The sequence below is a fragment of the Devosia sp. genome (assembly GCF_036563435.1).
GTDB lineage: Bacteria > Pseudomonadota > Alphaproteobacteria > Rhizobiales > Devosiaceae > Devosia.
This window is the reverse complement of the sequence record NZ_DATCMJ010000006.1, coordinates 125,434-147,654: the sequence shown is the minus strand read 5'-3', so window position 1 is coordinate 147,654 and position 22,221 is coordinate 125,434. Positions and strand designations below refer to the sequence as shown.

Sequence of the window (22,221 nt, the reverse complement as noted above, 5' to 3'; positions counted from 1 at the left end):
CGACATGTTCATTCTCGGCGCTTGCGGTGTCGACACCGCACTGGGCGTCACCGCGCTTGATGCGGCCGAGGCCGAGATCAAGCGTGTCATGATCGCGCAAAGCAGCCTTCTCACCATCGCGGCAACCACAGACAAGTTGGGTACGGTCGCGCCGTTCAAACTCGCCGACGCGACGCGCATCGACCATCTCGTGGTCGAGGACGAAGCCAAGACGAAGGCTTTTCGCCAGCTCGATATCGAGGTGCACCCCACTTGATTGGCAGGTGGCTTAACCCCGCTACGTCCGCTTTTAAGTCGGCATCAGACCGACTTAAGACCGTAATGGGGTCGAGGCACAGACAGGGCGCAATAGGTGCGCGTCGCCGTCCGACCGAGCGCCTGGTGCGCCCATTACTTGCGTGTGCTCACGAGTAGAGCATCTCCGAAGAGCCAAATGCCTGTGATAATGGAAGCGCATAGCCCTTGCCGGCCAAGCCAAGGCCAAGCTTCTGTAAGGTCGACGTAGTCAACGGTGGGGCCAGCCCGAAAGGTCTGGATGATCACCAGTCGGTAAGGTCCGGGAAGCCGCGCGATTACTGGAGCACCATTTTCATCGCCTCCTTGCATGTTGAAACGCCATTTCTCGTAATAGCTCCTGCGGTACTACCGCAGTGCACAAGGGAGGCGTTTCCGTTCCGGCGGCACCTACTTGAGCATCAGGGCCTAAAGATTGCTGGTGAAGCGATAAGCGGTCAGCATGACGATCAGGTCTTCTAGACCTTGTGAACTTGCAACTCAGCTAACTTGCAGAACTGCATGTCAGTGATGAGCATGGTCATGCCCGTGGTTTCCCAGCGCCCCCTCACCGTCCCCGGTCCGATACTCGGCCCATGCCTGACGCAGGATCTGAAAGGATGACGAGAGGAACAGTGCCGCCATGATCGTTGCAACGATGAGGTCAGGCCAGGCACTTGAAGTGAACCACACGGCCGCTGCCGCGCCCATAACGATGACATTGCCGATGGCGTCATTCCTCGAGCACAGCCATACGGAACGGACATTGGCGTCCCCGTCCTTGTAGCGCATGAGCAGGAGCACGCTGCCCAAGTTCGCCGCAAGCGCAAGGAAGCCGATGACCCCCATGACCTCGGCGCTCGGTGTTCCCAACACAAGCACCTGATAAGCAGTTGAGCCGAAGACCCACAGCCCCATCAGCAAGAGCGAGATGCCCTTGAGGAGCGCTGCAGTCGATCGGACGCGAAGGCTGGCGCCGATGACGGCAAGGCTAAAACCATAGGTCAGCGTGTCACCGAGGAAGTCCAAAGCATCGGCCTTCAGGGCCTGCGAGCCAGCAACTTGGCCCGCCCCCATCTCGACGACAAACATGATGGCGTTGATGGCAATGATGATCCAGAGCACGCGCTTATAGCTGGATACCATTCCGTCAAATGGAACATTGCTGCCGCAACCACAGCCTCCTTGAGACGAGCTGCAGCTATCGGACGGGGCTGACCTGGACATGACTTTTCCTTTGAATTCCGCTGCCATCAGCCGTACATCCTCTAGTGACTAGAGGATCAAGAGGTATTTGGTCGTGGAATACACAATCGGTGCAGCTGCCGCTCGGACCCGGATCAAGGTGCCTACAATCAGGTACTATGAAGAGATCGGACTGCTGCCCTTGCCGCCCAGAACAGAGAGCAACCGTCGGCTTTATGGGGACGCCGAGATTGGGAAGCTCAACTTCATCCGGCACTCGCGAGAACTCGGTTTTCAGATCGAAGATATCCGTGAACTTCTAAGCATGGCAGCGGAGCCGCAAGCTTCGTGTCACCAAGCCGACAGCATAGTCCGGAACCATTTGTTCGAAATTGATCGAAGGATCGCCAGCCTTCAGGCCCTCAAGGGCGAGCTATCCCGTATGATCGACGAGTGCGGACATGGTCGGATCTGCGACTGCCGGATCATCGAGGCGCTTGCCGACCACAGCCTTTGTCATTCGGAACATTCGAAGCCGAGCTGAAGCTGACGATCATGTGCACGCTCAGGTTGGGGACGCCTTGAGAGCGTCCCTAATCTGCTACTCCTTGGCGCCTTCACCTTCGAGCCAGCTCACCATCTCGGCGATCTCGGCCTCCTGCGCGTCGATGATCTTCTGGGCCATCTCCTTGGCCCAGGCATTGTCGCCGTGCTCAAGCTCAGCCTTGGCCATGTTGATGGCGCTCTGGTGGTGCGGGATCATGGCGCAGACGAAAGCCACATCCAGGTCTTCGGCCATTCCCGCCTGCATCATCAACTGGTTGTTCTCGTCCATGCCGGCCATGAGGTCGGAATGCGCCTGGTCCATTTCATGACCCATGTCCATCGGCTCGGCCTGCATCGGCTCGGCCGTAAGGCAGATGTCCGGCAGCTGGGCCGTGAGGCTGCTATCAGCGGGAGCAGAAGCAGCAGCGCCATGCCCGGCATGTGCGTCCTGTGCCAAGGACGGCAGGGCGGAGAGGCCAATTAGGGCAAAGGCGATCATTGTATGCTTCATCGTAGTTCTCCGTTGAAAAAGGGGAGGTTGGCCTCGGTCACATGGCGTGAGCGAAAGGGATGATTCCGAGGGCCGACAGGCTCATCCAGAACGCCATGGCAATCATCATCAGGTTCTCGGTCAAAGACATGAACCCGAGCGGCACATTGCTCGATCCGCCGACGCACGCGCATTTGAGCTCACGCCTGTCGACGTAGACAGCCTTGAACACAGACACTGACCCAATGGTCCCGATGAACAGGGCAATTGGAACCGACAGCCAAGTCAGGGCGCCTGCAACCATCAGAATGCCGGCAAGACCTTCAGCATAGGGGTAGATGTAGCTGTACAGCACCCAGCGCTTCGCCAGGAGATCGTAGTTGAGGAACATGGTCGCAAAGGTCTCAACGTTCTGCAGCTTGAGCAGGGCCAGCACGACCATTGAAAAGCCGATGAACCATTCGACAGCGCGCAGACTGAACGCATTGCCCGTCACGGCGTAACTGGCAGCCATGGCGGTCAAAGCCGTCATGGCAAACAGTACGGCAACAGGGCGGTAAGTTGTGGCCTTTGGATCTGCGACCCTCTTGCCAAGGAAGCGTCGAGTGTCGTCGTGACCGCCGATACGATGCCCGTCGATGAACACCTGCGGCGTCGTCTTAACGCCGTGCTGTTCCTTCAAGGCGTCAGTCTCCTCGCGCGTGGTCAGGTGGTGGTCCTCCACCTCATACCCTGACCGCTGAAGCAGATCCTTGACCTTGAGGCCGTCGGGGCAAATGTGGCTGGACATAACCATTCGGTAAATGACCGCAGTCTTCTTGGGGGTGGCCGCATCCATAAGGAGCGTCGACATAGCTTGGTCCTTTCAGCAGAAATTTGCGTTGGACCAGTTGTGCACCTTCCAATCATGGGAAGGTCAACAGGGAGAAATGTGGCGTACAGCACCCACAATAGGCTACGTTTCCCAATACCTGCTAACCTGCCTAGCTCAAATCCAGCGGCAGCTTTTCGGTGACCGCTGGATGTGCGCGAAGGACCGCAAAGGGGTCGAAACCGGCCTCTGCAAGGCTGTGGTCGGCGGTGTGCCTGACAACGGCATCCACGGTGAGCGCTTCGGCTTCAACGTCGATCGCGGTGCCCGGTGCCTGCACGCCAATGTTGGGGGCGCGGCCGCGGATCGCGGCGACGCGAGCACGGCCCGGGTCCTGAAATGGCTCGATTATTATAGCGAGGAGCACCGCAAGGCACTCACCGCTCGATCGTGCGCAACAGATCCTCAATCGTTCGGTGCGGGCGGCTCCGGTACATGCGCACCTCTGTGCGGCAGCAGCACCTTGTTCAGCCAGTTGCGCTTGAGCTCGAGCGACGGGCCCTTGCCGTATTTCGGGCGCTGGAACTTGTGCCCCATCAGCGACGCCACCACCTTGTCGGGGGTTTCCACCTCAATCAGCCGGTCCTCAAAGGCGTGCCGGAAGCTGTAGAGCGAGTGATCTTTTGTTGGCAGCAGCTTGGCTTTCCTTAGCGCCTTGTTGACAGTCGCCGAAAGGGTGTCGGCTTTGTCGCGGTACGTCGGGAACCCGTCGGGGTGGCGCCGGAATGCCGCCAGCGCATTGCCCACCAGCGGTATGGAGCGCTCAGATTGCGCGTTCTTGAGCTGCCGGTCCTCGGGCGTGATGTCCACGAAGGGGATCGCGGTCTCCAGCTGGATGTGATGGGGGAGCACACCGCACACCTCAGACGGGCGCATGCCCAGCTCCGCTACGATCAACAGGATGTCTCTGGCCTCGTCGTTCAACCTGTCGAGATCCGGCGAGAGGATGATGGTGTTTGCCTCCTCCGGCGAGAACGCGGCCCGGTTCCCCGTAGTCTCACCCTCCATGCGGAGGCGGCTGAAAATCTGCGGCAGCCCAAGGTGGTTTGCCATATCGAGTTCGCGCCACATCTTGTTCATGTGGCCGATGTCTTTGTTGGCTGTGCCGATCTCGAGGCCATCAGCGGCCAGCTTGTCCTGCCACCACTCGCGGAAGGTGACGGCGTCGGCGCGCGTCGTTTCGTCCAGGAACTTGTCACCCACCGCGGCGACGAAGTTTTTGACGGCCTTTGCCTTAGGGTTCTTCCACCTGGTGCGCTGCCCTTCTGAGAAGCTGGCCAGCTTCGCCCTTAGCAGCTTCTCGTATTCATCTGGCAGGTCGGAGATCCGCAGCCTTGGCCGAGCCTCTCCACCCAGAACGGCGGCGACGTCGTCCTCACGATCGACGAGCTTGCGGTTCACCAGCAGCTCAACACGCGAAAGCACATCCTCGAGGCGCCCACTGGCGCGCAGTTCGTCCACTGTCTGGTACGTCACCCCCAGCGCTTTTGCGCGCTTCTTGGCAGCCTCGAAACGCTGCCAGGCTTCGACCGATTGACCATCGCGAAGGCCGCGCCAGTATGCCTCCAGCTGCAAGTTCAGCTGCTCAACTACCTTCTTGGCGCGAACCCCCTTGGGGTCATCGACGATGGCAATGTCAGTGGACAGCTTGACCGGGCGGCGGGCGTCGAGGTGCTCAAACTCGCGGGGAACGCGACGCACCAGGTACCAAATACCAGCGCGCCGATGCGGCTTTATCTGGCCCGGGCGCCTCATGCGCTACACCCCAATGTTGAACAGTATGTTGTACAACCAAAGGGGCCCAGCCGCCCCAAAAAGTCAAGGAATGTAAGTATACCGGGCCTCTTAACCGCTAGAACCGAATCCAGTCCCCTCCACCATCGCCCTTCCCCAGATCGTCACGGTGCTTGTCACTGCGCTTGTGCCAACGAACTCCCTCGATAAGGGCTGTCTTACGCCGCGTTGGCTGCGCCTTGCACCAGCCCCAGAGCCTCTGGAGCCGCGGGGCGGCTGAACAGGTAGCCCTGCCCGATCTCGCAGCCGAGCGAGGCCAAGTAGTCCCGCTGCTGCTCTGTCTCGACGCCCTCCGCCACGACGACCTTGCCCAGCCGCTTCGCCATCAGGATGATGGTTTCGACCAGCGCCTCGTAGTGCGGTTCAGGCAGAGGGCGGACAAAGGCCTGGTCGATCTTGAGCTTGTCGATCGGCAGGCGCGCCAGATAGCTCAGCGACGAGTAGCCGGTGCCGAAATCGTCCAGCGCAATGCGGACGCCCATCTGACGAAGAGCCACCAGCGCGTTCATGACCTTGCTGTCGTCGCTGACGAACAGGCTCTCGGTTATCTCGATTACCAATCGGTTGGCTGGAAATCCTGTGCGCGCCAGAGTCTTGCTGACGCTTCCGACCACATCGCCGAGCTGAAACTGCGCCGACGAGACGTTTACCGCCACTGATCCTTGCCAAAGCCATCGGACAGCCTGACGGCACGCTTCTTCCAGGATCCAGTCGCCAAGGTCGACGATGAGCCCGGTTTCTTCTGCGAGAGGAATAAAATCGCTTGGCGAAATATGCCCGATCCCCGGATTGTGCCACCGGACCAATGCTTCAACGCCGGTCGTCTCGCGGGTAGCGAGATCGATCTGCGGCTGGAAGAGCAGGTAGAATTCCCCCTTACGCAGAGCCTGGCGCAAGGCGAGGTCCTGCAGTCGGCGCTGTTCGAATGACGCGTTCTGCTTTTCGTCGAAGGGAGCGGACTTGAGGTCGCGCGACTTCGCTACGGCGAGCGCAACGTCTGCCTGCCGCAACAGCTCGGCGCCGCCGACACTAGAGCCGGCGGCCGTGCCGAACCGGCTCGTCAGGATGACCTCGTGCCCCTCAACGGCATAGGGCGCATCAAGGAACACACTCGTAGACCGGCAGAGCGCCGCCTGTTCGTCAGGGTCGAGCGATTGAGACAGCACCCAGGCAAAGAGATCCAGCCCAATCCGTGCTGGCTTGACGCCAAGTTGGCGTTCAATCCGAGATACCACCTCGCGCGCAACTGCTTCGCCCACATCGTGGCCCAGACTGGCTATGGCGCGATCGAGTCGCCCAAGATGCACCAGGAACACCGTTGCCATTTGGGTTGATCCGAGATGACAATTAAGGTCATCGATCAGGGCCTGACGGGAACGGCCGCCGGAGGCAGGATCATGAGTTGCGAGGTAAGCAAGGCGCGCCTGCTGAGCTAGAAACTGCCGCCAGCGGGCAGCACGCTCCAGCAGCAAGGCGGCGATGCCGAACAGGACAATGGCCAAATGAAACAAGGCGGTATCTGCCAACCAGCCAGTTTGCCACTGCACCAGCCAAGCCAGAGCCTCAACCAGCACCATGCAGCCAAGGCCAGCCAGGGTTAGTGCCACAAGTGCAGCGGTTCGCCTGCGCAGCAGAACCAGTCCTACACCGGCCACAGCCGCAAGCAGCGCCGCCGGCATGGTGCCGAGGTCGCTCAGCTGACGTCCTGCCTTGAGCGTCTCGGTAGCGGCCAACTGCACCAAGGGGCCGGGCACCACGCCAAAGCGAGGCACGAGGAAGAAGTCGCGCAGCTCGATCGCGCTGGCGCCGACAATCACCTGCTTGTTGGCAATACGTGCCGGGTCCGGCGTGCCGAACAGGAGCTCGGCGGCACTGATGCGGTCGATGGCGTTGAGATCGATGCTATAGTCGATGGTGATGGATGCGCCTGTATCTCGTGCCGCCGGCACCAAGGCCTGCGCGACGGAGAGCATCGCGTGTTCAGGCAAGGCGGCCGGAACAGAGTTCAGCAAGCCGGTTCCATCGCCGTCGACGTTGACCAGCACGGCGTCCGCGTGCGCCGCAAGCTCAGGCAAGGGATGGTTGAGGAATATGGTGCCATCGGCCGCGATCTGCTGGAAGGCCGCGAGAAAGGCATAACCTCCCGCACGTTCCAGGGCATCGGCTAGTGCCGCATCACTGCTTGGCGTCGACTGCGTGCTGAAGTCGATGTCGAACACCACCTCGGCCGCGCCCAGTGCTATAAGTTTGTCGAGAATGTCCGCATGGACCTGCCTGGGCCAAGGCCACACGCCCACCTTCGAGAGGCTGGTCGCGTCGATCTCGACAAACAGGGTCTCGCCCGAAGGCTGCTGGTTGGTGAGTTGGAAGCGCCCGGCGCGCAGCGCCTGATCGACAGGCGTCAGCAGCCCCAGCCATTGCGTCAGGAGCAGCGTCGCCGCCACAGCGCCGGCGGCAAGGAAGCCGCCGGCTCGGTTACGCCAGGCCGTGGCGAAGCGACTCAATCGTTCCGCCCGCCCTTGCCACTACCGTTCCCACCGCCATTGTCGCTGTTCCCACCGCCATTACCGTTGCCACCATTGCCCTGCCCGCCGGAATTGCCATTGCCATTCCCGCCCGCATTGCTGTTGCCGCTGGCGTTGTCGTTCCCACCACCATGGCCATTGCCGCCGTTGCCGTTTCCGTTCGAACCGGAATTGCCGTTGCCGCCGTTGCCATTGCCACCCGCATTGCCATTGCTGCCGGAATTGCCGTTGCCTTGGCCACTGTTGCCCTGACCGCTATTCCCGCTCCCAGAATTGCCGTTCCCATTCCCGTTTCCTTGGCCGCTATTGCCATTGCTCCCGGAATTGCTGTTGCCTGAGTGGGAATTGCCATTGCCTTGGCTGCCGTTTCCGTGACTGCTGTTGCCGCCTCCAGAATTGCCGTTGCCGCTGTTACCCTTGCCACCGGAGTTGCCATTGCCCTGGCCGTTGTTGCCCTTACCAACAGCATTGCTGTTGTTCAACGCTTGCGCGGCCGCGTTGTTGCTTGGCCCAGCGGCTGGTGAAGCGGCAGTATCTTGTGCAGCCTCCGCTGGACCGCCAGTCTCGTCCGCCGGCACATCTTCGGTGCCGTTGACCACGCGCTGCCCTTCGAACGTAAACACCGCGACGGGACCACTGCCGGACACCAACAATGGCTCGGTACTGGTCACCTGGGCTTCCTGACCAGGCCTCAGGTCGACCACGAGGTCGTTTTCAGTATCCTGCACCTGGACAGTGCCGCGGTCCACCGTCACCTGTGCAGCATTGCTGCCAACTGTGACCTGAAACCGGGTGCCCTTCACCACGGCGGCCAGAAACGGAGTCTGGACGGAAAAGTGTTGGACGTTCTTGCGCTCGACGTCGGCCGTCAGTGAGCCGGAACTCTGCTCAAAGCTCGTGAGCTTCCCCTCGCCTTCATGAAGGCGAATTTCGGTGCCCGGCGCGAGCTCCACCCGCTCCAGACCGCGGATAAGTCCGACGCGGCCATCGCTGCCGGTGCGAACCATCTGATCGTCGACGATCACGGCGCCGCGGATCAGCGTAACCCAGCGCCCTCCATCCAGCTGTTCGGCTGTGCCGCGGACACGGTCCACGGTCCAGCCCTGGCCATAACATGGCAGAACGAGCATGGCGAAAAGCGCCACCTGAGCAGAGTATTTGAGCATATCGGCCGATCCACTTCTGTGTTGGTGGGAGCTTCTGCCCGACCGAATTGCCAAAGTCTTACCACGCCTCGCTAAATTCTCCCGCAACGCTGGCAAGCGGAAAAGGCAGTGAAGAGAGCGTTACTAGAATTTGTGGAAAATCTTGAGATCCGAGGCAAGACCTCAGATCAGCTAAAGCTCGATACGCCTCCGCATCCTCCCCGATCAATTAGTTGAGCCAAGATAATCGAAGTCTAAGCTTTACCCTGAAGCTTACAGTTCGGTTACAGCTGCTGAAACCACTGAGTAATCTACACTATTTTCTTCGACATCAGGGAACGGACTGGTGCAGCTCCTCATTTCGCTTGCCTCACTCACTCACATGGAGAGCAGAAATGAAAAAGCTTGTTCTTGCTATCACCACTGCCGCCCTGCTGGGGGCTCCGACTGCCGCTTTCGCCCAGTCGTCCAATAGTGACGCAGAAGCCGGTGCAGTAGCTGGCGGCAGTGCCGGTGGCGCAGCCGGCGCCGTGGTTGGCGGTCTCATCTTTGGGCCAATCGGTGCCGTGATCGGCGGGTTTACCGGTGCCACTATCGGCGCATCGGCCGGCGTTGAAGAAGCTTCTGTCGAATACGTCCGTATGAACCCTACCGAGCCGGTGATGATCGAAGGTGACATCGACGTGGGTTATGCCGTTCCCACCGAGATCGAAATCCACCCGATCGAAGGCGACGAGACCCACGGCTACTTCTACACCAATGACCGCGTCTACTTCGTGAACCTGAGCGACCGGACCGTTGTCTACTCGCCTGGCGTCGTCGTGGCTGGGGAAGCCCAGTAATCTTGCCTGCCGGCCGCCCCTCGGGGCGGCCGTTCTCTTGCCGGGGGGCAAGACATCAGTGAGGATCATAATGAGCAAGTCCCGTCTCTTAGCCGGTGTAGCGCTGGCTGCACTTTGCCTTCCTGTCGCATCACTGACGCCCGGCATGCCGCTCGGCGTTGCTAGCGCGCAGGCTCAGTCAGCCAACGTCAGCTTCCAGCTTTTCTTCGATAACCTCGAACCGCATGGGGTTTGGGTCCGCCACGCGCGCTACAACTACGTGTTCTGCCCCACGGGCATCGACACGTCATGGCGCCCGTATAGCAATGGCCGCTGGCTCTACATGCGCGACCGTGGCTGGTATTTCGCTTCTGAAGAACCTTTTGCCTGGGCCACCTACCACTATGGCCGCTGGTTCGCAGACGCCCGCCTCGGCTGGTGCTGGGTCCCCGGTACCAAGTGGGCACCGGCTTGGGTGAGCTGGCGCCGTAGCGACAATATCGTCGGCTGGGCTCCGCTGCCTCCAGAAGACGATGGTTATGCCGTCTCGTTTGAAGTTTCGCGTCGCGACCTGCCGCAGGCCTATTGGGTCTACGTACCGACCGAGCGCTTCATCGAGCCTGACCTCTCGATCAGCATCGTGTTCGGTAACCAGCAGCCTGAATACTACACACAGACCGAGTTCCTTGGTCCGGTAGTGGTCGAAGGCGACGTGGTGGTCAACAACGTCATTGACGTGACCTACATCGAGCAGACCATCAACCAGGAAGTGGTTGTCTACGAAGCCGAGGAAGCCTCTGACCCGGCCGCCGCTCAAACCGCAAGTGCCGAAGGCGAGGCCATCACGATCTTCGCCCAGGACGTGGCTGAACCAGAAGCCGAGGCTGCGCCCCCGGAAGTTGTTGAAGAAACCGAAGCGGCCACTGTCATCGAAACCGAAGGTGGCACGGCCGGAGCGACAGCCGAGATAGCTGCCGAAGATCCAGCAGCGGCACCTGCCGATACAACGGGCACGAAGGTCGAAGCGGGCGCTGAGGCCGGTGCTGCAACGGAAGCTGATGCCCCGACCCAAGCAGAAACAGGCGCTGACGCTGACGCTGCGGCAACCAGCGAAACTGAGGCCGCTCCTGCCGAAGGTGCAGCTTCGACTGAGACCGACACAGAGGCCACCACGGAGGAGGCTGCCGATCCGGCTGCCACCACCGAAGAGGCTGCCCCTGCTGAAGGTGAGGCTACCACTGACGAAGCTGCCTGCGATCCCGATGAAATGGTTGACGGCGTCTGCCCGGTGGCCGGCGAGGAGGATCCGGCAGCTGAAGAGTCCACGACGGACTCTGAAGCGACCACCGAAGCTGAGGCCACGACAGACAGCGATGCTGCCGTTGAAGCCGACGCCGAGGCAGCCCCTGCTGAAGAGGCTCCGGCTGTGGAAGAAGAAACCAGCTCCGAAGAAGCCACTCCCGTAGAAGAGGCTGCTCCAGCTGAAGTGGAAGCCACGACCGAAGAAGCCCCTGCTGCAGAGACTGAGGCGACCGCCGAGGAAGCACCTGCCGAAGAGACTGCAGAGGAACCCAGCGAGGCCGCTCCTGCGACCGAGCTTCCCTGCCCGCCAGAAACCATGGTGGACGGCGTCTGCCCAGTTCCAGCACAATAATCAGCACTACAAGGGCGGCTTTCGAGCCGCCCTTTCTTTTTACCTATCGCTCAAGCTTACGAAATGCTGACGGTAACATCGCGTAGATTTTAATGCGAAATATCAGAGGGTTAACGAAACCATCCTGTTGCACCGCCGTTCTATATCCAACAAGCAATGGAGACCAGAAATGGCTATCGAGCGCGAAACCATCGTAGAGCACGCCCCTCGTGAGACTGTGGTCGTGGAAGGCCGCAGCAATCCATTTGGCATTATCGGCCTAATCCTGGCTGCAGTAGCCGCTGCGCTGCTGATCCTCTGGCTGGTCAATGGCGGGATCTCCAGCGATGGCGACGCCGTCAACGTGGATCTGCCCAACGTAACCGTGACGGAATAGGCGATGTTAGTTTCGACACGCGTCCGCAAACGCCGCATCGCAGCCGCTAAGTATGTCGCACTGGCTGCCCTGGCTGCTGTGATGTTCACGCCCCGGCTCGATGACCTTTCCGTCGATGGGCTGACCCGCACCCTGCCGTTTGACCTCGGCACGCAGGTTGCCATGGCAGAGATCGACTCTAACTAATCGAGCTAGGAGGACCGACAGATGATCACCCTCGTTCTATTTGCCCTCTTCGCCCTTGCCTCGTGCATCGCGGCAGCAGGCCTCATCGCCAGCACCCAGAATGCCGCGGATGAGGTTCGGGCTATGGAAGGCCTTCCGTCCGGATCCGAGCTCAACAGCTAGTTCGTCGCGGTAGCTTCGGGCTGCGCGAGGGGCAACTCCAGAGTGACCACAAGGCCCCCGATCTGGGCTCTGTCGAAGGCGATGGTGCCGTGGTTTATCCGCAAAATCTCAGCGGCGATCGCCAGCCCCAAGCCTGAGCCCGGCAAGGTTTCATCTAGCCGCACACCCCTGGTGCCCAGCGACTTGAGCTGGTCCTGCGGGATACCCGGACCATCATCGCAGATCTCAAGGATGGCATTGGCGCCATCCTGCTTGCTTCTGATGATCACCCTGCTTGCCGCCCATTTGGCGGCGTTCTCCAGCGTGATACCCACAAGCTCCATGAGGTCTTGCCGGTGAATGTCGACCCAACATTCGTCGCTGAGCTCGGCGCCCCAGTGCAGAGCTTCACCGCGTCCCGTCTTCTTGAGCACAGTTAGGGTTCTGAGCACCGCCGCGTTAAGCGACGACCGGGTCGAATGCGCTGACGTGCGCACCCGCAGTGCGGCGATCCGGATCTGGTAATCGACCCGCTCCGACATTTCGAAGCTGAGGTCCTGCAGCATGTCGGCTTCCGCATCGTTTCCCTTGTCGCGCAGACGCTCGGCAATGCCATGAATGGCCGCAAGCGGCGTCTTGAGGCCATGGGCGAGATCGGCCGCACGCGAACGGGCCCGCTCCATCATCTCTTCGCGCGCTTCCAGCAGTCCGTTGACTTCCTGAACAAGCGGACCAAGTTCGGTTGGAAATGTGCCCTCGAGACGCGCCCTTTCCCCTCGCCTCACCGCCTCGAGCGCTGCTTTGACGCGGTCAATTGGCATCAAGCCGAAGCGCGCATGCAACCAGGCGGCCAGGATGATCAAGCCACCCAACAGCAGCAAGACCTGCGATGCATCCTGCCCAAACTGCTGCGCAGCATCGTGGATGGGCTGATGGTCTTCGGCCACGGTCACACGATAGGTCCTCGTGCCTACCGCGGCATCTTCGATTTTCAGCCGCTGCGTGAGCATGATGAGGTGGCGCCCTTCAGGACCCTCGCCATGATGCAACTCGTTTTCCACAGCCGGAACATCGAGCACATGGTCCCAAAGAGATCGGGACCGTGCAACGCTGCCCTCATCTAGCGACTCGATCTGCCAATAGCGCCCGCCGAACGGCGTCTCATAACGCGGATCGGGAAGCGCTCCGCTAAGCTGGGGCTCCCCCGCTGCCGGCACGATCACTGCGGCCAGGCGGCTCAGCGCAGCTTCCATGTCCCGGCGGGTCGAACGCTCAAGGTTGACCGTGAACAGATATTGGAGGGCGAACCCGGCCGCGACCATGGCCGCCACGGCCCATACAACCGCCAGCCCAATCATGCGTAGGCGCAGGGACTGGAGGTTCAATAGCCGTCACCAAGTGCGTAACCGAAGCCACGCCGGGTCCTGATCACGTCTGCCCCGAGCCGCTTACGCACCCGGGCCACCAGGACCTCCACCGCATTGGAATCGCGCTCGTAATCCTGGTTGTAGATGTGCTCTGTGATTTCGAGTTGAGATATCACCTGCCCGCGCCGGTGCACGAGGTATGAAACAAGCTTGAACTCCTGCGGGGTGAGGTCCATCGGCACCCCATCAGCCGTAACCTCCATGGTGCGAAGATCCAAAAGGTATTTGCCGAAGGCGATCCGCGACGAGGCTAGACCATTCGCCCGTCGCACCAGTGCCCTGAGGCGCGCTACGATTTCCTGGACGTGAAACGGCTTGACCACGTAGTCATCAGCACCCGCCTCGATGCCATCGACGCGCTCTTCCCACTGCCCGCGGGCTGTGAGGATCAGGACAGGCGTCAGACGTCCAGCAGCGCGCCAGCGCTTGAGGATGGTGAGACCGTCCATCTGCGGCAGTCCAAGGTCGAGCACAATGGCGTCAAAAGTCTCACTGTCTCCGCGGAACCAGGCTGCCTCTCCGTCCCGCTCCCGCTCCACGCTGAAACCGGCTTTGGTCAGCGACACATTCAGTGTCTCGGCGATGCGATCGTCATCTTCGGCGACAAGCACGCGCATCTATGGCTCCACGTGCCGGCCCGTGCGGGCATAATAGTATTCCGTCGTCACCTGGCCTCCGGGCGCAAGCACCTTCACCGCGTAAACGAGAAAGCCCTGAACGAACTGTAGCTGAGCATTGATAATTTCGCCGCCGGTGCGACGCCGCACGTCGGGCAGGATCGACTCCAGCGAAACGGCTCGCCCTGCCTGCACGGCCGCAAGAGCTTCGCCTTCCGAAAGCTCCTTGACGGCAGCAACCGCGGCTGCCGCGGCTGCGGGCAAGTTGGGTTGCTGTCCTGGCTGGGAGGGGGCGCCAAGTCCCGGGGGAGCACCAGCATTGCCCAGGTTGGCAGCATTGCCTCCACCAGGGTTCACGGCACCCGCTCCCGGCCCGCCGCTGCTTGGAGGCGCAGGGGGCGTGGAGCCATTCCCCGCAGGACCGTTTCCACCGCTTCCCGCCGAACCGCCCCCGACGTTGCCAGGCGAACCTTCCCCACCGGGCGTGCTGCCGCCACCTTGCTGTCCGCTATCGACAGTTCCGGCACCGCTGTTCCCGTTCCCGCTGTTCCCGTTGCCGCCACCGTTCCCGTTGTTCCCGCCGCCGTTGCCTCCAGCGTTGCCCCGCTCGCTGCCTTGACCGTTGTTGCCCTGCTCGCTGGAGCCGCCGCCATTGCCGTTGCCCTGTCCATTCCCATTGCCCTGCCCTTGGGCCGGGGCGGGTTGAGCAAGTGCGAACGACAAAAGGAACAGCGCGATTGCGCCGATTGCGGGTTTCATGGTCCTACCTGAATAGCCCCTTCCAGCTTACAGAACGCTGACGGCCACCGTCACGCTTCCCTCAGCGCACTTCTGCTAATTTGGATTCGTTGGCGTCTGAGATCCCATGCGTTCTTATCCGCCAGTCCCAGTGACCGGCATCGACAAGCAACGCCCCCCGCATTGTCGATGCCGACTTGGGACCGCTGTTTGCTTGAGGATACTAGAAATGATCCGTGAGGAAGACGAAGCCTATCTGGCTCAGTACCGCGCCCTCCTCAAGGCCTGGACCATGGCAGTGGGCGGCTTCACCAATGATGACAGCGACGAACTGCACCGCAAGCTAGAAGCCGGTCAGGACGAACTCGCGCGCATTGCCCAGGACCATCCGGAAAAGAGCTACGACGTCGACATGCTGATCCACGCACGCAGCCGGCCCTGGGGTGGCTTTGCTGCTGACCGCTTGCCAAGACCGCCGCACCGTCAGCCCTGAGCATCGAGAAGAAGGGCTGACGCGGCAATCGCTTGCTGGCTTTGCGCAAAGGCGCTACCCAAGGCGCCATGAGCTTCAACAAATTCCCGCCCAAGCCGAAGTATGATCCGGATACCGGTCCGGTTTATCTCTACGGCCTCCACACCGTCCGCGCTGCGCTTGATAACAAGAACCGGATCAAGAAGGTCCTGCTGGCTACCCCCAATGCGCTGATGCGCCTTAAGGAGACAGGCGAAATCGGCAAGGTTCCAGTGAAGGAGACCACGCCGAAGGAGCTCGACCGCCTGCTAGGTGAAGACGCCGTTCACCAGGGTGCCGCCCTCGAAGTGGATCCCGTGAGCCGCTTCGGCCTCGACGACATCAAGCCGCTCAAGCTCGTCGTGGTGCTCGATCAGATCACCGATCCGCACAATGTTGGCGCGATCCTGCGCACGGCCTGTGCCTTCGGCGCCGACGCCGTGATCACCACCGCGCGCCACTCGCCGCGCGAAACCGGCGTCATGGCCAAATCCGCATCTGGCGCCCTAGACCTTGTCCCCATGATCGAAGTGCGCAATCTTGGCGACGCTTTGGAAAAGCTCAAGGCGCGCGGGATGTTGGTTCTTGGCTTTGATTCTGAATCTGAGCAACAGCTCAAGCCACGATCAGGCGACCAGCCGCTCGCCATCGTCATGGGCGCCGAAGGCAAGGGCCTGCGCCAGCGCACGCGCGAGCTCTGCGACGAGATGGTCAAGCTCGACATGCCTGGCCCGATCAAATCGCTCAACGTATCCAATGCCGCAGCCATCGCCCTCTTCGCTGCCACGGCCGGACGCTCCGCATGAGCCAGTTTGCACCCTTCGCCATCGCCCTGCGTCTCTCGGGCGTAACCCTGCCGCAGAACGACCTCGATGCGGCACTCAAGCAACTCACAACCCGCTACGAACCTGAAGACGCGGAAGAAAGCTTTTACGCTCAGGTGGACGTATCGGCCAAGAACCCGGTGCGCGCGCTCCTAGAGCTGGTCGAACGCTCCGGTGCAACCATCACGGCCATGCTGGAAGACCGCCGGATCGGCAAGCCCGTGCTGGACCTTGCCTTCGACTACCCTGAAGAGGGCGAAGCCATGTCCGCTCGCCTACCGGCCCATGTTGCCGCGGCCATCGCCAACTGTGGCATCGACATCGAGATCTCAGTCTATTTGACCGACGTCGAGGAAGACGAGGAAGACTGATCCAGATTTTGGCGCCGAGACGCTGTAGAAGCCCCCTACTTTCCCGCTGCGGATCAGTTGACCGGTGATATTTCTTCGGGCCTTTCTGCTGGTGTCTGGTCCGGCCGCAGAATACCAGTTGACATGTATGGTAGATTTTCGCCAGTCTCTGCCCATCCGAGCGGGAACAATCCCCCAGGAACGGCCGGAGACACGTAATGGGCCTGCCAAAGGCTCAGCCAGGGTATGTGGTCAAGCGTGAGCTACGCGGTACTTCATTGGTCTGACCGTCCATCTACGGGCCATTGCTTGTATCGACCTTCTGAGAGACCCGCAGACGATCTCAACCGTACGGTCGCGGTTGGCGGGTTGGTGTTCCGAACCGTTGATGGCGCCGTACCGTAGCCCTGGGGCGCAGCGGGAGGACGCAGGATGGACGCGAGCTGGAGCGACGGCCAGGCTGTTGGCGTGACGGAGATGGAACGTTACCTGTTCGATCTCAACGGCTACATCATCATACCTGGCGCTCTGTCACCAGACGAATTGGCGAGCTGCAATGCGACGCTGGACGAGGCGAGCGGCTTCATCGGCAGTGAGTTCCGCGGCAACGTCTTCATCCACAATGATCCCGCCCGACACGAAGGCATTATGCTCCAGCAGATGTATGAGGCTGGACCGGTCTGGGAGCGGATGATCGACCACCCGAACTGGTTCGACAAAGCCGTTCATTTCATCGGCAGTGATGACCCGGAAAACTTCGACGGGCATCATGGCCCGGCCTTTATCGACGAGTGCTTCGCCACCATCCGTGGCCCCGGCCAGGCGCTACGCCTTCATTCGGGTGGCCACGTGGGCACTATCCGCACGCAGTACCGCTTCCACGCAGGCAAATTCCACTGCGGGCAGGTCAACGTCCTCGTGGCGCTAAACGATATCGGGCCGGGTGACGGAGCCACCATGGTCATACCGGGCAGCCACAAGTCCAATCTCCGCCATCCGCAGACCGTCAGCATCGACAAGCGGGACGAGCAGACATCGGTTGACGGTATCGAGGGCGCCATCGAGGTGCACCTCAAGGCTGGCGACGCGCTGATGTTCGTCGACGCGATCATGCATGGATCGGCTCGGCGAGTGAACCCAGGCGAGCGCCGGATGACGGTTTACCGTTATGGGCCGAGCTGGGGATATTTCCGGCATCGCTTTGTGCCCAGCCCCGAGTTGCTGGCGCGCCTCACCCCGCGGCAGCGCCAGATCGTAATGCCGCACCAGCCGCCGCTAATGGCATCGGCCTAATCTAGGGGAGAACAGAAGGATCGGCTGACCTACTGGGAGGTACGTAAGTCAGCAGATCTCGGCCGTGCAGAAATGCGCAAAACGCCAGCACCGCCACTAGGAATTGCTCAACGGGAGGACATCATGAGCATACTGAACCGCCGAACTTTCATTTTGCGGAGCGGCGCCGCCGCCGGCTCCGCCGCTATGCTTACCGCCTTGGGCCCCCAGGCCTTCGCGCAGGACAAGCAGATCCGCCACTTTTGGTGGGGCAATCCAGAACGCGACAAGCGGACCTTTGCCGTGATCGATCTCTATAACCAGAAAAACCCTGGCGTCGTGGTGAGTGGGGAAACTCTCGGTTTTGCCGACTACTTCACCAAGCTAACGACGCAGATCGCGGGCGGCAACATGCCCGACGTGATCCAGCAGGGCTACGGCGTCCTCTTCGAATACATCGCCAACGGCGCCGTGGTGCCGCTCGACGACTACATTGGCAAGTCGCTCGACATCTCCAAGTTGGACGAGGCGGCGATCGCCGCGGGAACGGTAGACGGCAAGTTCTACGCACTTTCCATCGGCGCCAACTCTCATATGGCGATGTACAATACGCGCCTCTACGAGGAGACCGGCATTGCTGTCGGAGAGAACTTCGACCCCTATGGCTGGACCTATGAGGACCTCAAGCGCATAGCGGTGGCCATCAAAGAAGCGACGGGGGTACCCGGCACCGACGACAACACTGCCGACTACCAGAACTTTTCCGACTTCACCGCCCAGAAGGGCGTACCGATGTACAACGAAGACGGCACCTATGGCGTGACCCAGGAGATCGTCGAGGAATACTGGAGCATCTGGCAAGGCATTCGCGACGCTGGCGGCACCCCTCCTGGCCCGGAATCGGCAGGGCTCGCAGGTGTGACGGATCTTAGCCAGCTCGGGGTCGTCACCGGCAAGTCGGCGACCTCCTACCTCTGGAGCAACCAGCTCGTCGGTGCACAGGGACTGATGGAGGATGCGCTCGGGGCAGCCATGTATCCAAACACGCCCGAGATGATCCCAGGTTCGGTGATCCAGCCGTCCCAGTTCGTGTGCCTCACGCGCGACAGTGCCGATCCTGAAGCAGCTACCGCCTACATGAGCGCTTTCGTCAACGACCTTGAACTTACGGCCATACTGGGTCTGGAGCGCGGCGTTCCATCCAACAGCGAAGTACGCGCTGCCCTCGAGCCGACGCTTTCGCCAGCCGAAGCGGTGACTGTGGCGTTCTTCGACGGCATTCAGGGCAAGACGGCAGCCTTGCCGCCGCCACCCCCTTCAGGTTCCAACGAAGTCGAGCAGACGTTCGAGCGCCTGGCGGTGTCCGTCCTTCTGGGCGACAAGTCCATCCCCGACGTTGCCGCAGATTTTCTCGGCCAGGCCAAGGCCATCCTCGCCAGGGCCTAGGCAACTGACTTCTTCGGTCCTTCGCAGCGAGGGACCGAAGGAGACCTCCCTGTTTTTGGGATAAGCCGGCCCGTTTAGCTCCCCTCACGAGCTCCGTGGATCGGAGAGGATGGAAGATGGAAAAGTTCTTGCGCCGCAACTTCGCCGGTTACGCTTTTCTTGCGCCATGGCTGGTGGGCTTCTTCCTGCTGGCTATCGGCCCGATCGTCGCCTCGCTCTATCTGAGTTTCACCAAGTACAACATCGTCCGTCCCCCGCAGTGGATCGGGCTCGACAACTACTTCTACATGTTCCAGTTCGATGATCGCTTCAAAAAGGCTCTCGAAGTTACATTCACGTTCGTAGCCATCTCCGTGCCGGCGAAGCTTGTTTTCGCCTTGGCTGTTGCCATGGCGCTGGACAAAGGCATCCGCGCCATTGGTTGGTACCGCGCGCTCTTCTATCTGCCGTCGATCCTGGGCGGCTCAATTGCCGTAGCGATACTTTGGCGTCAGCTTTTCAACTATGACGGCGTCGTCAATTCCATCCTGCGCCTGTTCGGTGGCGAAGGCCCCTACTGGCTTGCCGACCCGCGCTATTCGCTGTGGACCCTGATCGTTCTTGCCGTCTGGCAGTTCGGCTCGCCCATGCTCATTTTCCTGGCAGGACTCCGTGCCATTCCGCAGGAACTCTACGAAGCGGCAGAGATCGACGCGGCCGGGCCGGTCCGCAAGTTTGTCGCCATCACCGTTCCCCTGCTGGCCCCCGTCATCTTCTTCAACCTCGTGCTGCAGATGATCGAAGCCTTCAAGAGCTTTTCGGGAGCCTTCATTATCTCCGGCGGCAGCGGTGCACCCCTGGACTCGCTGCTCTTCTTCACCGTCTATCTCTATGAAGAGGCCTTCAGCTTCCTTCGCATGGGCTATGCCTCCGCCCTTGCATGGATCCTGCTCATTATTATCGCCGCCTTCACCGCCATCGCCTTCTGGACCAGCAAGTATTGGGTCCATTACGAAAACGAGCGGGGTTGATCATGACGGAAACACCGATCAGCAGCACGATCGCTGCCGCGCCGCGGCCAAGTACGGCAGCCGCCGCACATGCTTATCGGGAGGCAAAGGCGCGCCGCGCCCGCCGCTCTGCAGTCCTCAAGCATGTGTTCCTGGCCCTGACCTCGCTCGTCATGGTCTATCCCCTGATCTGGATGCTCTCCGCATCGTTCAAGCCCGACAACCAGATCTTCGGCTCGCTGGCGCTCTGGCCATCAACCTTTGATTGGCTCAACTACTGGGACGGTTGGAATGCCCTTTCAGTGGACTTCGGGCGCTTCTTCTGGAATTCGACGCTTGTCACAGTGCTGTCCGTAATCGGCAACGTCGTCTCGTGCTCCTTTGCCGCCTATGCATTCGCGCGGCTGGAATTTTCGGGCAAGACCATCTGGTTCGCGCTCATGATGATGACCCTGATGATCCCCTATCACGTGGTCCTCATCCCGCAGTATCTGCTGTTCCTCAAACTTGGCTGGGTGAACACCTACCTGCCTCTGATCGTCCCGCAATTCCTTGCCGGCGACGCCTTCTTCATCTTTCTCATGATCCAGTTCTTCCGCCAGCTTCCGCGCGAGCTCGACGAGGCCGCGATGATCGACGGCTGTTCGTCATTCAAGATCTACTGGGCCATCATCATGCCGCTAAGCGTGCCGGCCATGGCGACAGCCGCGATTTTCAGCTTCATCTGGACCTGGCAGGATTTTCTTGGCCCCCTCGTCTACCTCAACAATGTGGAGGACTACACGGTGCCGCTCGCCCTGCGCATGTTCCTGAGCCAGGACGGAGCGTCGCAATACGGGCCCATGTTTGCCATGTCCATCTTGTCGATCCTGCCGATCTTTCTGTTCTTCATCATCTTCCAGCGGCTCATCATCCGCGGCATCGCAATGAGCGGGCTCAAGTAAGGAACTGCCATGGCGTCAGTCACTCTCAGCGAAGTTCGCAAGGCCTATTCAGGTTTCGAGGTCATCCATGGCATTGACCTCGAAATTCAGTCGGGCGAATTCCTGGTTCTCGTTGGGCCATCCGGTTGCGGCAAGTCCACGCTGTTGCGGATGATCGCCGGACTTGAGGAGATCACCGACGGGACGATCGCGATCGGCGAGCGCATCGTCAACGACCTGTCTGCGTCGCAGCGAAACCTCTCCATGGTCTTCCAGAGCTACGCGCTTTATCCGCACATGAGCGTGCGCAAGAACCTTGCTTTCGGCCTTGGAAACCTGCGCATGCCGCGCGACGAGATCGCCCGGCGGGTGGCGGAGGCGGCCAAGATCCTCCAGATCGAAGAATTGCTGGAGCGCAAGCCGCGTCAGCTGTCCGGCGGACAGAAGCAACGCGTCGCCATTGGCCGCGCCATTGTTCGGGAGCCGCAACTCTTCCTCTTCGACGAGCCGCTCAGCAATCTCGATGCCGAGCTTCGCGTGCAGATGCGGGTGGAACTCGCCGGCCTCTACCAGCGCCTCGGCACCACGATGATCTACGTCACCCACGATCAGATCGAGGCGATGACGATGGCAAGCCGCATCGCTGTTATAAATAAGGGCAACGTGGAGCAGGTCGGCACGCCCTTCGAGCTCTACAACTTTCCGCGCAACCTGTTCGTGGCCAGCTTCATCGGCTCACCGAAGATGAACCTGCTGCAAGCGCATGCAACGGACGGACATGCGGAGATACCTGGTTTCGGCCGGCTTCAACTGCCACCGGGAGTCGACGCAGCGGGCGAGACGACCATCGGCCTGCGCCCTGAGCAGCTTGCACTCGAACAGGGGGGAGACCTAGCAGCAACCGGCACGGTGTCATTTTTGGAATATCTAGGCAGCGAGGTCTTCGTCTATCTGCGGCTCGCTGACGGGCAAACCGTGCTGGTCAAGGCGCCGGGCAAGGCCACCTATCAGCATGGTGACCAGCTCAGCGTTTCGCTGAATGCCATGGACGCACACTATTTCGATGTAAATGGTCAGTCGCTTGTGCGGTCGGGCTCCTCCACGAAATGATAGACCT

At 60.8% G+C, this 22,221-nt stretch carries 25 protein-coding genes and 1 pseudogene; 16 read left to right on the top strand and 10 right to left on the bottom strand.

The features are described from left to right. Window positions 1-256, top strand: a pseudogene (locus tag VIL88_RS04840) (DeoR/GlpR transcriptional regulator); the annotation flags it as partial. Between the two features lie 542 nt (window positions 257-798). Here the strand turns inward: VIL88_RS04840 and VIL88_RS04835 are convergent. Further along, the gene (locus VIL88_RS04835) at window positions 799-1,500 is read right to left on the bottom strand and encodes a cation transporter (RefSeq protein ID WP_331986575.1); all 702 of its coding nucleotides are present in this window, start codon (window positions 1,498-1,500) and stop codon (window positions 799-801) included. 73 nt (window positions 1,501-1,573) lie between these two features. Here VIL88_RS04835 and VIL88_RS04830 point away from each other — a divergent pair, with 73 nt between their 5' ends. Continuing rightward, entirely contained in the window at window positions 1,574-2,002 is a 429-nt protein-coding gene (locus tag VIL88_RS04830) for a helix-turn-helix domain-containing protein (RefSeq protein ID WP_331986563.1), read from the top strand. Between the two features lie 57 nt (window positions 2,003-2,059). Here the strand turns inward: VIL88_RS04830 and VIL88_RS04825 are convergent, their stop codons facing one another. From VIL88_RS04825 to VIL88_RS04800, 6 genes are all read right to left on the bottom strand, one after another. Next, complete coding sequence (locus tag VIL88_RS04825; protein ID WP_331986561.1) at window positions 2,060-2,515, bottom strand: DUF305 domain-containing protein; 456 nt, start codon at window positions 2,513-2,515, stop codon at window positions 2,060-2,062. A 37-nt stretch (window positions 2,516-2,552) separates the two neighbouring features. Continuing rightward, entirely contained in the window at window positions 2,553-3,347 is a 795-nt protein-coding gene (locus VIL88_RS04820; protein WP_331986559.1) for a glutaredoxin, read from the bottom strand. Between the two features lie 130 nt (window positions 3,348-3,477). Then, window positions 3,478-3,732 carry a hypothetical protein gene (locus VIL88_RS04815; protein WP_331986557.1) on the bottom strand — a complete coding sequence of 85 codons (255 nt, stop codon included), beginning with the start codon at window positions 3,730-3,732 and terminating at the stop codon, window positions 3,478-3,480. A gap of 38 nt (window positions 3,733-3,770) precedes the next feature. Further along, window positions 3,771-5,120 carry a tyrosine-type recombinase/integrase gene (locus VIL88_RS04810; RefSeq protein ID WP_331986555.1) on the bottom strand — a complete coding sequence of 450 codons (1,350 nt, stop codon included), beginning with the start codon at window positions 5,118-5,120 and terminating at the stop codon, window positions 3,771-3,773. Between the two features lie 197 nt (window positions 5,121-5,317). Beyond that, entirely contained in the window at window positions 5,318-7,663 is a 2,346-nt protein-coding gene (locus tag VIL88_RS04805) for a putative bifunctional diguanylate cyclase/phosphodiesterase (RefSeq protein WP_331986553.1), read from the bottom strand. Continuing rightward, entirely contained in the window at window positions 7,660-8,850 is a 1,191-nt protein-coding gene (locus tag VIL88_RS04800) for a FecR family protein (protein ID WP_331986551.1), read from the bottom strand. Before VIL88_RS04800 ends, VIL88_RS04805 begins: the two co-directional genes overlap by 4 nt. Before the next feature lie 374 nt (window positions 8,851-9,224). Between VIL88_RS04800 and VIL88_RS04795 the strand changes: the two genes are divergently transcribed. From VIL88_RS04795 to VIL88_RS04775, 5 genes are all read left to right on the top strand, one after another. Next, complete coding sequence (locus VIL88_RS04795) at window positions 9,225-9,671, top strand: DUF1236 domain-containing protein (RefSeq protein WP_331986549.1); 447 nt, start codon at window positions 9,225-9,227, stop codon at window positions 9,669-9,671. 70 nt (window positions 9,672-9,741) lie between these two features. Continuing rightward, entirely contained in the window at window positions 9,742-11,304 is a 1,563-nt protein-coding gene (locus tag VIL88_RS04790; RefSeq protein ID WP_331986547.1) for a DUF6600 domain-containing protein, read from the top strand. A gap of 169 nt (window positions 11,305-11,473) precedes the next feature. Next, on the top strand, window positions 11,474-11,680 hold the full coding sequence (locus tag VIL88_RS04785; RefSeq protein ID WP_331986545.1) for a hypothetical protein: 207 nt from the start codon (window positions 11,474-11,476) through the stop codon (window positions 11,678-11,680). 3 nt (window positions 11,681-11,683) lie between these two features. Then, window positions 11,684-11,866, top strand: coding sequence for a hypothetical protein (locus tag VIL88_RS04780; protein WP_331986543.1), 183 nt, complete (start codon window positions 11,684-11,686; stop codon window positions 11,864-11,866). Window positions 11,867-11,887: 21 nt separating this feature from the next. Further along, window positions 11,888-12,028 (top strand): hypothetical protein, encoded by a 141-nt coding sequence (locus VIL88_RS04775; protein WP_331986541.1) that lies wholly within the window; start codon window positions 11,888-11,890, stop codon window positions 12,026-12,028. Here VIL88_RS04775 and VIL88_RS04770 read toward each other — a convergent pair. From VIL88_RS04770 to VIL88_RS04760, 3 genes are read right to left on the bottom strand one after another with little or no spacing between them, the layout of a single operon-like run. Further along, on the bottom strand, window positions 12,025-13,392 hold the full coding sequence (locus VIL88_RS04770; RefSeq protein ID WP_331986539.1) for a HAMP domain-containing sensor histidine kinase: 1,368 nt from the start codon (window positions 13,390-13,392) through the stop codon (window positions 12,025-12,027). The genes VIL88_RS04775 and VIL88_RS04770 overlap by 4 nt on opposite strands. Then, complete coding sequence (locus VIL88_RS04765; protein WP_331986537.1) at window positions 13,389-14,051, bottom strand: response regulator transcription factor; 663 nt, start codon at window positions 14,049-14,051, stop codon at window positions 13,389-13,391. The genes VIL88_RS04770 and VIL88_RS04765 overlap by 4 nt, the downstream gene beginning before the upstream one ends. After that, the gene (locus tag VIL88_RS04760; RefSeq protein ID WP_331986535.1) at window positions 14,052-14,315 is read right to left on the bottom strand and encodes a hypothetical protein; all 264 of its coding nucleotides are present in this window, start codon (window positions 14,313-14,315) and stop codon (window positions 14,052-14,054) included. A gap of 234 nt (window positions 14,316-14,549) precedes the next feature. Between VIL88_RS04760 and VIL88_RS04755 the strand changes: the two genes are divergently transcribed. The 9 genes from VIL88_RS04755 (at window position 14,550) to VIL88_RS04715 (ending at window position 22,214) form a co-directional block, all read left to right on the top strand. Beyond that, complete coding sequence (locus VIL88_RS04755) at window positions 14,550-14,822, top strand: hypothetical protein (RefSeq protein ID WP_331986533.1); 273 nt, start codon at window positions 14,550-14,552, stop codon at window positions 14,820-14,822. Between the two features lie 196 nt (window positions 14,823-15,018). After that, window positions 15,019-15,282, top strand: coding sequence for a hypothetical protein (locus tag VIL88_RS04750; RefSeq protein ID WP_331986531.1), 264 nt, complete (start codon window positions 15,019-15,021; stop codon window positions 15,280-15,282). A gap of 68 nt (window positions 15,283-15,350) precedes the next feature. After that, window positions 15,351-16,106: a 23S rRNA (guanosine(2251)-2'-O)-methyltransferase RlmB gene (gene rlmB, locus VIL88_RS04745; RefSeq protein ID WP_331986529.1), complete on the top strand. Its 756-nt coding sequence runs from the start codon at window positions 15,351-15,353 to the stop codon at window positions 16,104-16,106. After that, entirely contained in the window at window positions 16,103-16,495 is a 393-nt protein-coding gene (locus VIL88_RS04740; protein ID WP_331986527.1) for a hypothetical protein, read from the top strand. The genes rlmB and VIL88_RS04740 overlap by 4 nt, the downstream gene beginning before the upstream one ends. Before the next feature lie 411 nt (window positions 16,496-16,906). Further along, window positions 16,907-17,767, top strand: a complete 861-nt coding sequence (locus tag VIL88_RS04735; protein ID WP_331986525.1) for a phytanoyl-CoA dioxygenase family protein — start codon at window positions 16,907-16,909, stop codon at window positions 17,765-17,767. A gap of 123 nt (window positions 17,768-17,890) precedes the next feature. Next, window positions 17,891-19,192 carry an ABC transporter substrate-binding protein gene (locus VIL88_RS04730; protein ID WP_331986523.1) on the top strand — a complete coding sequence of 434 codons (1,302 nt, stop codon included), beginning with the start codon at window positions 17,891-17,893 and terminating at the stop codon, window positions 19,190-19,192. A 116-nt stretch (window positions 19,193-19,308) separates the two neighbouring features. Then, complete coding sequence (locus tag VIL88_RS04725; RefSeq protein ID WP_331986521.1) at window positions 19,309-20,202, top strand: sugar ABC transporter permease; 894 nt, start codon at window positions 19,309-19,311, stop codon at window positions 20,200-20,202. A gap of 2 nt (window positions 20,203-20,204) precedes the next feature. Further along, window positions 20,205-21,125, top strand: a complete 921-nt coding sequence (locus VIL88_RS04720) for a carbohydrate ABC transporter permease (protein ID WP_414650110.1) — start codon at window positions 20,205-20,207, stop codon at window positions 21,123-21,125. A 9-nt stretch (window positions 21,126-21,134) separates the two neighbouring features. Beyond that, window positions 21,135-22,214 (top strand): sn-glycerol-3-phosphate ABC transporter ATP-binding protein UgpC, encoded by a 1,080-nt coding sequence (locus tag VIL88_RS04715; protein ID WP_331986519.1) that lies wholly within the window; start codon window positions 21,135-21,137, stop codon window positions 22,212-22,214. The last annotated feature ends 7 nt before the right edge of the window (window positions 22,215-22,221 follow it).